At 73.0% G+C, this 16,318-nt stretch carries 12 protein-coding genes; all 12 read left to right on the top strand.

All coding sequences use genetic code 11. From position 1 onward, the window contains the following. Positions 1–10: 10 nt before the first annotated feature. The gene (locus ACWDR7_RS06075; RefSeq protein WP_449854031.1) at positions 11–1,330 is read left to right on the top strand and encodes a PstA family ABC transporter permease; all 1,320 of its coding nucleotides are present in this window, start codon (positions 11–13) and stop codon (positions 1,328–1,330) included. Next, the gene (locus tag ACWDR7_RS06070; RefSeq protein ID WP_449854030.1) at positions 1,327–2,997 is read left to right on the top strand and encodes a phosphate ABC transporter substrate-binding protein PstS; all 1,671 of its coding nucleotides are present in this window, start codon (positions 1,327–1,329) and stop codon (positions 2,995–2,997) included. The genes ACWDR7_RS06075 and ACWDR7_RS06070 overlap by 4 nt, the downstream gene beginning before the upstream one ends. A gap of 13 nt (positions 2,998–3,010) precedes the next feature. Next, entirely contained in the window at positions 3,011–5,746 is a 2,736-nt protein-coding gene (locus ACWDR7_RS06065) for a hypothetical protein (protein WP_449854029.1), read from the top strand. A 142-nt stretch (positions 5,747–5,888) separates the two neighbouring features. Next, positions 5,889–7,160, top strand: coding sequence for a hypothetical protein (locus tag ACWDR7_RS06060; protein ID WP_449854028.1), 1,272 nt, complete (start codon positions 5,889–5,891; stop codon positions 7,158–7,160). 283 nt (positions 7,161–7,443) lie between these two features. Beyond that, a complete protein-coding gene (locus ACWDR7_RS06055; protein ID WP_449854027.1) occupies positions 7,444–8,715 on the top strand; it encodes a hypothetical protein in 1,272 nt (423 codons plus the stop codon). 127 nt (positions 8,716–8,842) lie between these two features. Next, positions 8,843–10,006 (top strand): hypothetical protein, encoded by a 1,164-nt coding sequence (locus ACWDR7_RS06050; protein WP_449854026.1) that lies wholly within the window; start codon positions 8,843–8,845, stop codon positions 10,004–10,006. Between the two features lie 41 nt (positions 10,007–10,047). Continuing rightward, positions 10,048–10,839: a hypothetical protein gene (locus ACWDR7_RS06045; protein WP_449854025.1), complete on the top strand. Its 792-nt coding sequence runs from the start codon at positions 10,048–10,050 to the stop codon at positions 10,837–10,839. Then, positions 10,836–11,939 (top strand): sortase, encoded by a 1,104-nt coding sequence (locus tag ACWDR7_RS06040; protein WP_449854024.1) that lies wholly within the window; start codon positions 10,836–10,838, stop codon positions 11,937–11,939. The genes ACWDR7_RS06045 and ACWDR7_RS06040 overlap by 4 nt, the downstream gene beginning before the upstream one ends. Before the next feature lie 320 nt (positions 11,940–12,259). After that, complete coding sequence (pstB, locus tag ACWDR7_RS06035; RefSeq protein WP_449854064.1) at positions 12,260–13,033, top strand: phosphate ABC transporter ATP-binding protein PstB; 774 nt, start codon at positions 12,260–12,262, stop codon at positions 13,031–13,033. Positions 13,034–13,035: 2 nt separating this feature from the next. After that, complete coding sequence (locus tag ACWDR7_RS06030; protein ID WP_449854023.1) at positions 13,036–14,763, top strand: serine/threonine protein kinase; 1,728 nt, start codon at positions 13,036–13,038, stop codon at positions 14,761–14,763. Next, positions 14,760–15,578, top strand: coding sequence for a lytic transglycosylase domain-containing protein (locus ACWDR7_RS06025; protein ID WP_449854022.1), 819 nt, complete (start codon positions 14,760–14,762; stop codon positions 15,576–15,578). The genes ACWDR7_RS06030 and ACWDR7_RS06025 overlap by 4 nt, the downstream gene beginning before the upstream one ends. A gap of 14 nt (positions 15,579–15,592) precedes the next feature. Next, on the top strand, positions 15,593–16,177 hold the full coding sequence (locus ACWDR7_RS06020) for a hypothetical protein (RefSeq protein ID WP_449854021.1): 585 nt from the start codon (positions 15,593–15,595) through the stop codon (positions 16,175–16,177). The last annotated feature ends 141 nt before the right edge of the window (positions 16,178–16,318 follow it).

Here is a 16,318-nt window from a genome sequence, read left to right as displayed (position 1 = left end):
GGCCATCGACATGACCACGACAGAGATCATCACCGACCCGGTGCGGCGCCGGGCCACGCTCCCGGGCCGGGTGACGCGCACGCACGTGCCGGGGCGCGACGGGCGGCTCCACGTGAGCCGGCCCGAGACGCGGCGCGAGCTCTCCACCATCCGCCGCGAGGACGTGCTGCGCATCGTGGGCGCGCTGGCCGCCGCGCTCACCGCGACCGGCACGCTCTTCTCCCATCTGGTGCCGTTCCAGGGTCCGCTGCCGTTCGTCCTGGTCGCGTACGCGCTGTTCCTGGTGTTCTTCGTCGTGCTGATCAGCTTCGACGACGACAAGGTCACGATCCGCGACCGCGTGATGGCCGTGGTCATCCACACCACGGCGCTGCTGTTGCTGCTCGCGCTGGCGATCGTCGTGGTGTTCACGCTCATCCGCGGGGCCGAGGCCTACCTGCAGCCGAACTTCTGGGTCGAGGACCTCTCGCTCGCCGGGCCTCTCGACCCCGTGACGGTGGGCGGCATGGCGCACGCCGCCATCGGCACGCTCATCGTCATCTCCATCGCGCTCGCCGTCGCCATCCCGCTGGGCCTGCTCACGGCCGTGATGATGGCGGAGTTCCCCTCGTTCTTCACGCGGATCGTGCGCACGGTGTCCGAGGCGATGACGGCGCTGCCCTCGATCGTGTGCGGCCTGTTCATCTACGCCACCTACATCCTGCTGTTCGGGCTGCCGCAGTCGGGCTTCGCGGCGGCGCTGGCGGTGACGATCATGATCCTGCCGATCATCATCCGCTCGGCCGACGTGGTGCTGCGCCTGGTGCCGCAGACGCTGAAGGAGGCGTCGTTCGCCACGGGCGCGAGCCACTGGCGCACGGTGTGGCACGTGGTGCTGCCCACCAGCAAGTCGGGCCTCATGACGGCGATCGTGCTGGGCACGGCCCGCGGCATCGGCGAGACCAGCCCGGTGCTGCTGACGGCCGGCTGGACGACCTTCTTCAACCTCAACCCGTTCGAGGGGGCGATGGTCACGCTGCCGTTCGCCACGTTCACCCTGGTGAAGAGCCCCGAGGAGACGCAGATCGCCCGAGGGTTCGGCGCAGCCGCCGTGCTGATGGTCATGGTGTTCGTGCTCTTCGCCCTCGCCCGCATCATCGGAGGCAAGGGCGCCGGAGTGCTCTCGTCACGCCAGCTGGCCCGTGCACGCCGCGCCAGCGAGCGCGATGCCCGGCGGTTCGTCGAGCGCGGCGACTTCGCCCTCGCGGCAGCGAAGGTGGGCGCGCCCCCTGGCATCGATCCTGCCCCGGATCACGGCGACGGCATCGACCGAGAAGGAGGAAGGCGATGAGCGCTCGTCGGTCGCCGTTCCGCGTCACGTCGGCGGTTCTGGGCATGGTGCTGATCGTGATGGGCGTGCTTGGTACAGTCACGCCCGCGCAGGCGGTGGGGTCCGTCTACGTGCCGATCACCGGTTCTGGCTCCACCTGGTCGGAGAACGCGCTGGCCGCCTGGATCCGCAACGTGTGGGCGAACAACGGCTGGAAGATCGAGTACTCAGGCGGAGGGTCGACGCAGGGGCGCAGTGACTTCGCCCAGGGAATCAAGGACTTCGGCGTCAGCGAGATCCCCTACGGCATCGCCAACTCCAACGAGGCCGACCAGCGCCCGGCGCGCCAGTTCGCCTACATGCCGATCGTGGCCGGCGGCACGGCGTTCATGTACAACCTGCAGATCGGCGGCAAGCGCGTCACCAACCTGCGCCTGTCGGGCGACACCGTCGCGAAGATCTTCACGGGCGTGATCACACGCTGGAACGACCCGCAGATCGTGGCGGACAACCCGCAGCTCGCCCTGCCTGACATCCCCATCGTTCCCGTCGTGCGCTCCGATGGATCCGGTGCGACCGCACAGGTGTCGATCTGGCTGCGGCAGGAGCACACGGCGCTGTGGGACGCGTACTGCGGCAAGGTGAACCGGCCGCTGATCAACGGGCACTGCGGCGTCACCAGCAACTATCCCGTCGTGCCGGGCAGCGGTTTCATCTCGAAGAAGGGCTCGGAGGGCGTCTCGGGGTACGTGGCGCAGAGCTACGCGGTCGGTTCCATCACCTTCGTCGAGTACAGCTACGCGCTCAACTCCGGGTTCCCCGTCGCAAAGCTGCTCAACAACGCCGGCTACTACACCGAGCCGACGGCGGGGAACGTGGCCGTCGCTCTGCTGCAGGCGCACATCAACGAGGATCAGTCCTCGCCGGACTACCTGACGCAGGATCTGCGCGACGTCTACACGAACGGCGATCCTCGCACGTACCCGCTCAGCTCGTACAGCTACATCATCCTGCCCACCGCGCTGGAACAGAACTTCACCGAGAACAAGGGGCTCACGCTGGGTGCCTTCGGCTCCTACTTCCTCTGCGAGGGGCAGCAGTCGGCAGACGTGCTCGGGTACTCGCCGCTGCCCGTGAACCTCGTGCTGGGGGCGCAGCGACAGCTGCAGAAGGTCCCGGGCGGCGACCCCGCCCAGACGGGCTTCTCGGTGGCCGACTGCAACAACCCGACCCTCGACCCGAACGACCCGAACGGCAACGCGCTCGCGAAGAACGCCCCGTACCCGCAGGAGTGCGACAAGCAGGGGCCCGTGCAGTGCTCGGGTGGCACCGGCGGCGCGCAGGACACGGCGACGGACGTCACAGGCGGCGCGCAGAGTGGCGCGCAGGGCGGCGGCGGCTCCGGTGCCGCATCGCAGGATGGCGGCGCGGGTGCCGCTGGCGAGCAGGACGCCGGCGTGGCCGATGCGGAGGCGGTCGGAATCGAGGGGGCGACGGGGCCGATCGTCGTGGCCGGCAGCCCGCAGGACCTTCCCCTCTCGCAGCCCGGGTTCCTTCCGGCCCTCGCGACGCTCGTCGGCGGCGCCGGGCTTGTGCTCGCCGCGGTCGCGCCCCCGCTGCTCGGCAAGCGCCGTCGCCAGACCCTCCTGCCCACCCCGACCCGCGGCTCGCCGAGCCGCCTGAGCTGACAGGGAAGCATCCGTGACGCGCAACCTCGACCGCCTTCTCCGCACGCGGCGCATCGCCGACCGCCGACGGGTCATGGGGCGCTCGCTCGCCGCCTTCGCGGCGCTCGGCGTGGTGTTCGCCGGCGTGGGGGTCGTCGACGCCGCACCCGCGGTCGCGGCCGGCGCGGGATCAGCCGTGACGGTCGCGTGGAACGGTCAGGGCAACGACCCGTCCATCCAAGTGCTGCAGCCCGAACGCGAGCACACCTGGCTGAGTGAGCAGAAGGGCCTCGACCGCAACCCCCACTACGACGACTTCAAGGATCTCCAGGTGACGGTGTCGAAGACCGCCGGGGTACGCGACGAGGCCGTGCGCATCGAGGTCTCGGGCATGCCGGGTGGCACGGTCGGTGGGCAGTGGATGCCGGGCATCGGCGGCGATGGCTGGTACTCGGCGCATCAGCAGAGTTTCCTTCAAGTGATGCAGTGCTGGGGTGACCCGCGCGCCGACGACTTCCGCGAGACCTGCCAGTGGGGTGCGCACGCCATCCCCGAGAACAACATCAACGACACGACAGTCGCGGGCTACCGTGACACGCCGCAGCACCTCATCCCGTTCCGGTCCGTCCAGGGCGACGACTACGTCTACCCCAACTGGGTTCCCGACGGAGCCGCGTCGATGGGCGAGATCCTCAACTCATCGACGACGAACGAGCTCCTCGCCGTCCCGGTCAAGGCCGACGGATCCACCTCGTTCGCCTTCGAGGTGCAGTCGACCGCGCAGGCCCCCTGGCTGGGCTGCGGCGCGCCTGCCGAGGACGGGGAGGCTCGCCGCTGCAGCCTCGTGATCGTGCCGCGTGGCACGGTCTATGGCGGGGAACAGGCGGTCGAGAACAACCCGCGAGTCGAGTACGGACAGAAGGGCATTCAGCGCGGCGCGCCGACGAGCCTGGAACACGACTACTGGGACAACCGCATCGTGGTGCCGCTCGACGTCGAGGCCCCGCTCACGGCCTGCGGTGGCGGGAGCGCCCGGCTCGTCGGCGGTTCGGAGATGCTCGTGCATGCGATGGGCTCGTGGCAGAGCGCGCTGTGCGCGAGCGGGGGGCCGGCGTTCAATTTCACGGCGAATGCCGATGCCCAGAGTCGCGCGCAGCTCGCGCAGGGGCGCCTCGGCCTTGCCTACACGGCGCGGGGCGTCGTGCCGGAGGAGCTCGGCGAGGGCGGCGCCGAGATGCTCGAGGGCACCGACCTCGCCTACGCTCCCGTGGCCGTCTCCGGCATCACCGTGTCGTTCCAGTACATCGGCGCGGCAGGGCCGATCACCGACCTCCGGCTCACGCCACGCCTCCTCGCCAAGCTGCTGACGCAGAGCTATCAGAACGCCGTCCCATTCCAGAGTGGCAGCCTCGCCGACTCCGACCGTCGCAGCCACCTGAACGCGCGGAACCCGGTCGATGTCACGTACGATCCCGAGTTCCGCGACCTCAACCCGCAGATCGGCACCAACACCGTGAACCTCAGAATGGCCGATGTCGTCGTCGCGGGCCCGACGGGCTCGGATGGCTACCGGCTGCTGTGGGAGTACCTGCAGGCCGATGAGAAGGCGCGCGCGTTCCTCGCCGGTGAGCCCGACAATGTGCTGCCGGGCGATGGGAACAACCTCGGCATGACGATCAACCCGTACTACCTGCCGAAGGGGCACCCCGGCGCGCACGTGCCGCAGTACGAGGAGGTGCCCTGGGGCCGCAACCCGGGCGACACCGAGTTGCGTTTCGTGACCGGCCCCGACGGGCAGCCCGCGCAGCGGGCGGTGGGCTTCACCGACGCGAACGGCGCGCCGCTCAGCCTCGCCGACACCCCCATCGACACCATCCCCCGCGCCGACGAGCATCTCGCTCCCGGCATCCTGAGGAACGGCGTGCCGAGCCGCTTCGACTCGGTGGCGTACAACCCGTACGCGACGAACCTCGAGAACGTGGCACGGCGGGTGTTCCGCGCCGACGTGCAGCGGCCCTCGTGGGATCCGAACGCCTGGACGGGCAGCGGGAACGGCGCGTGGAAGGCCGTGGGGCGCGACTGGCCGCCGAACGTGCGGATCCTCGGGCTCACCGACACGCCGGCCGCGGAGCAGTTCGTGCTCCCCACCGCGCGGCTGCAGCTGCCGAACCGCCCCGGCGTGTTCGCCGGGCCGACCGAGGCAGCGCTGACGGCCGCGGTCGGTGCCCAGCGTGACCAGGGCGGTGCGTCCTGGGCGGATGTGGCAGCCCTTCCCGACGACGCGTATCCGCTCACGCTCGTCTCGTACGCCGCGGTGAACCTCACCGCGAGCGACGCGGACGCGCGCGCCGACTACGCCGACCTCATCGAGTACGCGGTCACCGACGGCCAGGTGCCGGGCGAGAGCCCGGGGCAGCTGCCCGCCGGCTACGCCCCGCTCAGCGACGAGTTGCGGGCGCAGGCGCTCGAAGCGGCGCAGCGCATCCGCGACTACGTCGCGCCGAGCGACGATGCGCCGGGGGGCGTCGGTCCCGACGAGCAGGCGGCGGCGGGCGTACCCGCCTCCGGTCCCGGCGCGGGAGCGGCGGGCGCTGGGGATCCCGCGGGCGACGCGCCCGAGACGCAGGTCTCGCGCACGACGCTCGACGCGGCCGACGCCGCGGTGACGCCCGCGGCCGCGGCCCCTGCCGGGGTCGGCGGCGCGCTGCTCGCGAGCCTGGCCGCGGGCGCGGCCGCTCCCTTCCTCCTGAGACGGCGGGAGACGGGATGAACCATCACACAGACTTCCCCCGAGGGCTGCGGCCCGAGGGAGAGGGCCGGACCGGCGGTGCCCTGGAAGGACACAGCCGCCGGATCGGCAGCAGGAAGGCCCTCCCGACCGAGCGGGTCCCGTTTCGAACAGAAAGGTCATCATGACCCTCTTGAAGAAGAAGGCGGGTGCGGTCCTCGCCGTCCTCGCCGTCCTCGCCGCGGCGAGCCTCGTGCTCGTCACCCCGGGCGTCGCCTCGGCCGAGCCGAGCGGCACCCCGACCTACCGTGCCCTCGTGGCGGCCGGCAGCGACACCATCCAGGATGTCGCGAACGGTCTGAGCGACGCGGCGGTCCGCGACGGCGTCAAGGTGTTCGGCTCGTACAACGCGACCAACCCCAGCACCGGGGCGACGTACGACGACATCCAGACGCGCGCGGGCGGCCCGCTCTTCGACCGGCCCAACGGGTCGACCGACGGGCTCCGTGCCGTGCGCGCCTCGGACACCGGCGTGGCCTGGCGGGGCACGGACATCACCGGCCAGGTGGACATCGCCCGTTCCTCGAGCGGCTACACGTCGACCACGCCGAGTGACCTGGCGTACATCCCGATCGGCCAGGACGCGGTCAGCTGGGCGAAGCACGCCAGCGCCACCGCCCTGCCCGAGAACATCGACCTCGGTGCGAGCGTGAACGAGGTGTGGCCGGGCACGGACCGCCTGAAGCTGACGCTGAAGAATATCTACGGCGTCAACACCGCCGGCACCACGGGCACGTTCACGGTCTACGCCGCGGCGTCGGGTGGCGCCTCCTACACGGTCGGCTCCGCCGCCTCGTCGGCGCAGATCGTGCCGTTCCAGCCGCAGGCGAACTCGGGCACGCGGCAGTACTTCGCGACGGTGATCACGGGCAGCTCGTCGGGTGCGTTCGGTGCTCACGTGGCGGACAGCTACAACGGCGAGCCCGTGCAGGAGCACGACGGCACGGTCCTCGCGGAGCTGCCGGCGCGCGCCATCGTGCCGTTCTCGATCGCGCAGTGGGTCGCGCAGACGAACTTCGTCGCGCCCGACCGCCTGCACGGTGCGGTCCTCGGCCAGGTCGGCAACACGCCGGCGACTCAGGTCGCCGGCGGCGTCTACGCGCAGAACCCGGCGTTCACCAACGCGCTCAAGCGCCTGGTGTACTTCGTTGCGCCGACCGACCGGCTCACCAGTGTGGGAGTCGCCGCCGACGAGCAGCTGCAGCGCTTCCTGCGCGGTGCCGCCGACCTCGGTGCCGCCACCAACACGGTCGACCCGTTCGACGCCGCGCCGGAGTGGATCGGCAACCTCAACGGCGTGATCACGCAGTACGGCTTCAGCGCCCTGCCCACCAGCGGCAGCGGTGACGTGATCGGCAAGATCGCGGGCTACCGCTCGTACTCGTCGTTCAGCTGAACCCTGAGAGAGCGGGGTGGGGCGTCGCGTGCCGGCGGCGTCCCACCCCGCCCTCCCTCCGAGGACAAGAGCGCCCCCCGCGGTCCCTGGAAAAGACACTCGCGGGGGGCGACAGGAAGGGCCCCGCGAAACGCGGGGGTCCAACCCGAAAAGCTTACTCGCCGAACGGGCACGGTACAAGTACCCGGGCTCACCCGTGCAAACCCGATGTAAAGGACACTCCATGACCACCGCACCCGCCCCCGGGCGCCGAACGCGCCGGATCGCGGCATTCGCCGCCGTCGTGCTCGCCGCCGCCACTGGGTCGCTCGCCGCCGCACCTGCACATGCGGCCACCGGCGATCCCGACGACCCGAACTACCTCGGCCCTCTCACCGTCAGCCCCACCTCCGGGTCGGCGACCGCCGTCCCCGGCTTCGAGGCGCTGACCACCGAAGTCGGATGCCCCGAGCCGGAACTGATCAAGTCCTCGCGCACGGTGCTGTACGTCGAGGGGCAGCCAGTGTACGGCCTCGTTGCCACTCGCTCGACCGGCTTCGACGCTCCCATGAACATCACGGGGCACAGCACCACTTCTCAGCAGCTCGCCACCCGCCTCTCGTGGCCGGCGATCCCGGACGGTGGCACCTTCAAGATCCTGGTCACCTGCGAGAAGGCGCCGTTCCTCTCGCCGAACTCGCCGCTCACGGCAACCGACAAGTACTTCGCGGCGACGCTCGTCAAGACCTCCGCCACCACCTGGGCGGTCGCCGGCGGCTCCGTGGAGGACCCGACCCCGACCGAGACGACCGTCACCGCGGCGGCGACCTCGGCCACCTCGGTGAAGCTCACCGCGAGCGTGACGCCGGCAGACGCGGCCGGGCAGGTGCAGTTCACCCAGAACGACGTCGATATCGACGGCGCCCTGGTGAATGTCGTGGGCGGCAGCGCCACGTACGACGTGACCGGGCTGGCTCCGGCCACGGAGTATGGGTTCGGTGCGCGTTTCGTCCCGGCCGACGCCGACGTTTATGCGGAGTCCTCGGCGGATCCGACCAGCGCGGTTACCCCGGCGGACGACGAGAAGCCGGAGTTGGAGGTCAGCGTGCCCGACGAGGAAGCGCCTTCTGAGCCCTCGGGCCTGACGATCCAGCTTGACCCGGCGGCTTCGAAGGTCACCCTTACCGGCGAGACGACGCGCCAGCCCGGCCAGGACTGGACCGCGACGGGCGAGCTCGGCAACGTGCATGTGAACGATGACCGTCGTGACCCGGATGGAGAGGATTGGAGCCTCACCGGCAGCGCCTCGCCGTTCGCGAAGAACGGCGGCGGCGACCCGATCGCGGCGACCCACCTCGGTTGGCAGCCCGAGAAGGTCTCCGGTGCGGGCACGGCCGGCGCCACGGTCGCTCCCGGCGCCAACGGCGGTCTCTCCCAGCCGAAGCAGTTCGCCTCGGGCGACGCATCGGCCGACGCGAACGTGACGACCGAGGTGAAGGCCGGGCTCACGCTCAAGGTGCCCGCAGGCACCCCGGGCGGCGACTACACCTCCACCCTCACCCTGACGCTCATCTGACGTCATCCGCGTCGGCATCCGCCGACGCACGCCCGCCCGAGATCCGGCGCGCACCACACCGGATCTCGGGCGGGCGATCACCCGCCCATCACGCCGGGACCCTGCCCGGCCCACGAGAACACAGCACATGACGAAGCGAACGCCCGTGATCGGGCTCCTCGGCGCCGCGCTCCTGGCGGCGCTGCTCGCCGTTCCCGCCACCGGCCCCGCGTCGGCGGCCGACGGCGCACTCGCGTGGGGCGTGCAGCCCTCGACGCCCGACGGCCCCGACGGGCGCACGTCCTTCGAGTACGAGGTCGCGCCCGGCAGCGTGATCGAGGACTGGGTGGCCGTCACCAACCGCGGCAGCGCCCCCGTGACCGTGCGGGTCTACGGCGCCGACGCGACCGCCGACTACGCCTCGGGCGCCTTCACGCTCGTCGGCGCCGACATCGCCTCCACCGACCTGGGCGCGTGGACGTCGGTCGACGGCGCTCCCGCCGCGTGTGACGACACGAACGACGCCGCGGAGGCCGCGTGCGCCATCGCGGTGGGCACCTCGATCACCCTCGAGCCGGGCACGCGCGCCGACCTGCCCTTCACCATCACCGTGCCGCACGACGCGGCCCCGGGCGACCACGCCGCCGGTATCGTCGCCGGCTACGTGACCGAGGGCGCGGGGGAGGGGCAGACCGTGCGGCGCGAGGACCGCGTGGGGGCGCGCATCTACCTGCGCGTGGACGGCCCGCTCTCGCCGGGCATGGGCATCACCGGCGCGACCGGTGGCTTCGACGCCTCGTGGGTGCCGTTCGCCCCCGGCACCGCGTACGCGGGGTTCGACGTCGTGAACGTGGGGAACACCCGCGTCGACGTGATCCCGGAGGCGCGGCTGACCGGCCCGTTCGGGATCGACCTGGGCACGGTCGTGCTCGACGAGATCGAGAACCTCGTGCCCGGCGCCACCACGCACGTGACCGCCGAGCTGCCCGGGGTGCCGCCGCTGCTGCTGCTCACCGCCGAGCTCACGCTCACGGCGGCGCCGGCCGGCGGCAGCGCGGCCGACGATCCCCTGCCCGCCGCGGTGAGCGCGCCGCTGACCGCGTGGGCGGTGCCATGGACCGGGCTCGCCGTGATCCTCGTCGTCGCCGCGCTCGTGGCGCTGACGATCTGGCGGCGGCGTCGCATCCGCGCCCGGCTGGCGGCCGAGCTCGCCGAGTACACCGACCAGCTCCTCGCCGGGCAGGCGGCCCCGCAACCCGAACCCGCCGGCGCGGGCTTCGTACCCCGCAGCGACACGGCAGGACGAGCATGAGCGACCAGCGCACGACCCCCACGTGGAGAGCAGACCGAGACATGAAGACCATCACTGCCCGCACCCGCACGCTGGGCCTCGCGGCGATGCTGCTCGCCGGCCTGGCGTGGTTCGCCGGCCCGCCGTCCGCGCACGCCCAGGTCGAGGACACGAGCGACGGCGACCTCACCGTGTCGGTGCCGGACGTGCCGCCCAGCAGCCCGCCCGCATCGCCGCCGCCGAGCAACCCGCCGGCGTCCCCGCCGCCGACGGGGGGTGACGCCCCGAACGGCACACCGGCGGGCGGCGGCGCACCCGCGGGCGGAGGCGCGCGCGGCGGTTCGGGCGGCGGCGCGGCCGCACCGGCGCCCGAGGCCGACGGCGAGCCGGCGGCCTCGTGCACGCCGGCCGAGCCCGAGGTGCCCACGAAGCCGGCCACGAGCGGCGAGGAGGCGACGGTCGACAAGGGCGTGTACCACGCCGGCGAGAACGTCACCGCGACCGCGGCGGGCTTCGGCGCCGGCGAGCAGGTGCAGCTGGTGATCTTCAGCGAGCCGGTGCTGATCGGCTCGTTCACGGCGGATGACACCGGCACGGTGCGGGCGGTGTTCCCCGTCTCCGACAAGACGCTTCCCGGTGCGCACACCCTGCAGTTCACGGGCTGGTGCGAGGGGACGGCCCTGGCGGATGTCATCATCGCCTCCGACAAGGCATCCGCCGGGGACGACGCACCCACGATCCCCGTGTGGGCGTGGTGGGCCGGCGGCGGCATCGGCGCCGCCGGGCTGCTGTGGGGCGGGTGGTACGTCGTCGGCCTGATGCGCGGGCCCGGCCTCGGGGCGGTCGCCTCGTGACCGTCGACACCACCGGGCCCCGCGCCGACCAGGCCGAAGCCGACGCCCGGCACGCACCGCCCGCGCGGCACGACCCGCAGCCCGGCGAGACGAGCGCGTGGCCCGGCGCCGACGCCGTCACCGCCGTGCTCCCGAAGCGCCGTGCCCGGCGCACGCCGCGCCGGGCGGGAGGAGCGGCCGGTGCGCCGCCGCGGCGCCGCGCCCCGAAGGGCCGGTCGCTGCTGCCCCAGCCCGCCGCGCGCCCGCCGGCACCCCGCGATGCGCGGTGGTGGTCGGGAGCCGCGCTGCTCGTGATCGCCGCGCTGCTGTTCGGGTTCGTCGTGCACGCGACGCTCATCTCGGCGTTCCAGCACCATCGCTCGCAGGAGATCGCCTACGACGCGCTGCGCGATTCGCTCGCCAAGGCCGAGACCCCGGTAGGGCAGCTCGATCTGAACGAGGATCTCGTCGTCCCCGGCACCCCCGTCGCGCACCTGGAATCGCCGGCGATCGGGCTGTCGGAGGTCGTCGTCGAGGGCACCGACGCGCAGCGCCTGCGCGCCGGCATCGGCCACCGGCGCGACAGCGTCATGCCGGGGCAGGTGGGCACGTCGGTGATCCTCGGCCGGCAGACCACCTACGGCGGACCGTTCTCGCAGCTGCACCGCCTCGAGCCGGGCGACGAGATCACCATCACCACCGGTCAGGGCACGCACACGTACCGCGTCTTCGGCCTGCGCCGGGCCGGCGATCCACTGCCCGCGCCCCTGCGCGCGGGCGAGGGTCGGCTGGAGCTGCAGACCGCCGACGGCCTGCCGCTGTTCCCCTCGGGCGTGCTGTACGTCGACGCCGAGCTCGTGACCGAGACACAGGAGACCCCGGCGCGCGTGCTCGCGTTCAAGGCGCTGCCGCCGGCGGAGCACGAGATGGGGCAGGACCAGGGCGCGTGGTTCATCGCGTTCTTCTACCTCGTCTTCTTCGTCGCCGCCGGCATCGGCACCTGGTGGCTGTGGACCACGTGGGGCCGCTGGCACGCATGGGCGGTCGGCGTGCCGGTGCTCGTGTTCCTGGGCCTCGCCACCGCCGACCAGGTGATGAACGCCCTCCCCAACCTGACCTGATCCCTCCACCCGAAGGACATCCGATACCCATGACCTCCCGACACGACCCGCTGGCCGACGACCTCACCGAGGTCCTGCCCGCGGCCACCCGCAGCGCCCGCCGCGCGGAGGCGAGCACGGCACCCGCTCTCGAGCCCGAGGCCGCGCCCGCTCTCGAGCCCGAGGCCGAGATCGTCGCGCCGCCCGCCCCGCGCGTCGACGAGCCGGCGCCCGCGGTCGCCGCGCCGGCGACCGACGACATGACGTACGTCCTGCCGAGTGCCACATCCGCCGCGGACCTCGACGCGCCGCCGCGCCCGTTCGGCGTCGCCGACGCGCCGCTGTCGACGCTCGAGGCGCGCGACATCAGCGCGTGGTTCGGCACCCACAAGGTGCTCGAGCGCGTCTCGCTCACCATGCCCGCCGGCCAGGTGACGGCGCTCATCGGCCCCTCGGGCTGCGGCAAGTCCACGTTCCTGCGCATCCTCAACCGCATGCACGAGCTCGTGCCGTCGGCCGCGCTCGCGGGCGAGGTGCGGCTGGACGGCGAGGACATCTACGACCGCCAGAAGAAGCTGCAGGACGCCCGTAAGCACATCGGCATGGTCTTCCAGAAGCCGAACCCGTTCCCCGCGATGTCGATCTACGACAACGTGATCGCGGGCCTGAAACTCACCGGCATCCGGGCCTCGCGCGACGAGAGGGACGAGCTCGTGGAGCGGTCGCTCACGGCCGCGGGCCTGTGGAAGGAGGTCAAGGACCGCCTGCGCCAGCCCGGCGGCGGTCTTTCGGGCGGTCAGCAGCAGCGCCTGTGCATCGCGCGCTCGCTCGCGGTGAAGCCGAAGGTGCTGCTGATGGACGAGCCGTGCTCCGCCCTCGACCCCACCTCGACCCGCGTGATCGAGGAGACGATGGTCGAGCTGCAGAAGGAGGTCACGATCGTCATCGTGACCCACAACATGCAGCAGGCACAGCGCGTCAGCCAGCAGTGCGCGTTCTTCCTCGCCGCCCAGGGCACGCCGGGCCACATCGTCGAGCACGGCGACACCGAGGCGATGTTCAGCGAGCCCCAGGACGAGCGCACCTACGACTACGTCAACGGGCGGTTCGGATAGTCGTGTCGCTGGACGCCGCGGGGGAGCGGATCGGCGGGCGATACGCGCTCGGCGACCTGCTCGGGGTGGGCGGAACCGGCTCGGTGTTCGCGGCCGCCGATCCCACCGGGGCCGAGGTGGCGGTCAAGCTGTTGCACCCGCACCTGTGCGCCGACGACGCGGCGCGGGAGGCGTTCCTGCGCGAGGCCCGCCTGGCGATGCGGCTGGATCATCCGAACATCGTGCGGGTGCACGACGCGGGCCTGCACGATGCCGGGGGTGTCACCATGCCCTGGATCGCGCTCGAGCTGCTCACCGGGCCGACGCTGCGCGAGCACGTCGACGCCGTCGGGCCGCTGGGCGCGGCCGACGCGGTCGCGGTCGTCGACGGGCTGCTCGCCGGCCTCGGCGCCGCGCACCAGGCCGGTCTCGTGCATCGCGACATCTCGCCGCAGAACGTCATCCTGCACGGTGCCCGCGACCGCGCGCCGGGCGCGGGGCTGAGCGCGGGCATGGTGCGGATCCTCGACTTCGGGCTCGCCGACGTGACCGGGCGTGCCACGGTCGGCTCCGACGTGCTCCTGGCGGGGGCGGAGGACGGCGGGCACGTGGTCGGCAACGCCCACTTCATGTCGCCCGAGCAGGCGCAGGGGCTGCCCGTGCGCTCGGTCAGCGACCTGTACCAGGCGGGCGCGGTGCTCGTCTACGCCCTCACCGGTCGCCCGCCGTTCCCCCGCACGACCGTCGAGCAGGTGATGCGGGCGCACGTCTCGGCCCCTCCTCCCGTGCCCTCGGCCATCGCGCCCGCCGCGCGGCCGTTCGACCGGGTCGTCACGCGCGCGCTGAGCAAGACGCCGGCGCACCGGTTCCGCACGGCGGCGGAGTTCCGGGCCGCGCTCGCCGAGGCCGGCGCGGCCGCCGTGGCCGCGGCTTCCGTAGTCGAGACCCCGGACGCCCCGGCGGAGGGCACGGGCCCCACGTCGGTGCTGCGCCCCGACGGCGGCGGCGACCTGGACTACCTGCGCCCCGCGGACGACGACATCGCCGAGCCGGTGCGTGATGCGAGGGCGCGGGCCGGCGGCGCGGGCGTGCTGCTGGGCCTGGGGGCGGTCGCGATCCTCGCCGTCGCCGCGCTCGGCGCCACCTTCCTCGCCGGCTCGCCGGGCGCCGAGGCCGAGGGGCCGCGCCCCCAGCCCACGACCGCGCCGAGCACGCCGCAGACGCCGCCACCCGGATCCGCCTCGCCGACGCCGTCGTCGTCGCCGTCGCCCACCCCCGAGCCCTCGACGTCCGCCCCGCCCGCGCCCGCCCAGGTCGAGATCCCCACCCTGTTCGGCACCCTCGCCGATGCGGAGGCGGCGCTCGCCCAGGCCGGGCTCCGCCTGGGCGCGGTCAACAGGGTCGAGGCCGCCGAGGCCGCCGACCGGGTCCTCGGCCAGCGCCCCGAGCCGGGTTCGCGGGCGGAGCCCGGCACGGCGGTGGACGTGACGGTCGCGAGCGGGCGCAACACCGTGCCCGATGTGCGGGGGATGAGCGTGCCCGCCGCCATCGCGGTGCTGCTCTCGGCGGGCTTCGAGGCCGTGGCCGACCAGCAGCCGGCGTCTGCCGCCGCCACGGTCGCCGGCAGCGAGCCGGCCGCGGGCGCGGTGCTGAGGGTGGGTGTCACGGTGAGCCTCCGCGTCGAGGCGCAGCCGACGCCCGGGCCGACGCAGACGCCCGTGCCGCAGGACCCAGGGGAGGCGGCCGGATGACCCGCGCATCGAGCATGCTGCGCGTCGCGGTCTCGCGCGTGCTCACGGTGCTCGCCATCGTGTTCATCGCGGCCGTCGCCGTGGCGCTGCTCAACCTCGTGCGCCAGTCGCCGCCCGCCGCGTCGAGCGCCGAGTACGTGCCCCCGCCGGCGGGAACGCTGCCGGACGTCACGGTGACCGGACCCGACGGCACCGTGCCCTCCGGCGACGCGCCGGTCTCGGGTTCGGCGGCCGACGCCGGCCCCGCCGCGCGCATCGACGCCGCCTGGCTCGCGCAGACGTCTGCCGCCACCGGCATCCCGGCCCGCGCGCTGGCCGCCTACGCGTCGGCGCACCTCACGGTCGAGGCCGAGGACCCTTCGTGCGGCATCGGGTGGAACACGCTCGCCGGGATCGGGGCGATCGAGTCGGATCACGGGCGCCACGGCGGGTCGTCCGTGGGTGCGGACGGCTGGGTGACCCCGCGGATCCTGGGCGTGCCGCTGAACGGCGACGGCGTGATGGCGATCCACGACACCGACGGCGGCGCGTGGGACGGCGACACCGTGTGGGACCGCGCCGTGGGGCCGATGCAGTTCATCCCCGAGACGTGGTCGTACTGGGGTGCCGACGGCAACGGCGATGGCGTGGCCGATCCGAATCACATCGACGACGCCGCGCTCGGCGCCGCCCGGTACCTGTGCGCGTCGGGGGAGATGACCACGGTCGAGGGGTGGCGCGAGGCCGTGTTCTCGTACAACCACCTGGAGGTGTACGTGGACGACGTCGCGGCCGTGGCGAACGACTACGCCGCCCGCGCACGGAGCGCGGGCTGAGAGAGGGGGAGCGGATGCTCCGAGACATGCGCGAGCGGATCGACGACGATCCTGTTGCCGACGCGGACGATCCTGTTGCCGACGCGGCGGATCCTGTTGCGGACGCGGCGGATGAGGATGCCGGCGGGCTGCGGCTGATCGTGCTCGATCCGGGAGGGGACGGGGCCCTGCACGCCGGCCGCGCGTCGGTGCGGCGCGCGGCGCTCGCGATGACGCCCCTCGACGGCATCACGCGGGTGCCCGCGGCGGCGGACGATCCGCGGTTCCTGTGGACGCTCGTCTCGCCCGACGACCTCACGCTGGCGATCAGCGCGCGCAGCTTCGCCTCGGCCGAGCGCGCCCTGAGCCACGCACAGGCGACGATCGACGGATCGCGCCCGTGGCGCATCTGCCCCGTGCGCAGCGACGAGACGGGCCACCGCTCGATGTGGATCGCGGTCGGCGGCACGGTCGAGATCCTCGCCGGGCAGGCGTGGGCCGAGCGCTCGGCCGAGCGCAACGGCCAGACCTGGCTGCGCCGCCTCGGCCTGGCCCGCAACGAGGCGACCGGCCGCGTCGCGCGCACCCCGCTGCGGGTGATCGTGTCGGGCGGATCGTGAGGGGCGTGGGCGCGGTCTGGCGTGCGCTCGGTGCTGAATCGGGTTGCACCGGATCGGTTGCTGAACGGAGGCGCGAAGCGCCGGAGATGAAGCGACCACCGCAAGCCTCCTGCGGTTGCTGTGCCGAGGTGTATCGGGTCG

Source organism: Microbacterium sp. NPDC003461 (genome assembly GCF_053588335.1).
Note: the sequence above shows the minus strand (reverse complement) of the source record. Positions and strands in the feature narration are given on the sequence as shown.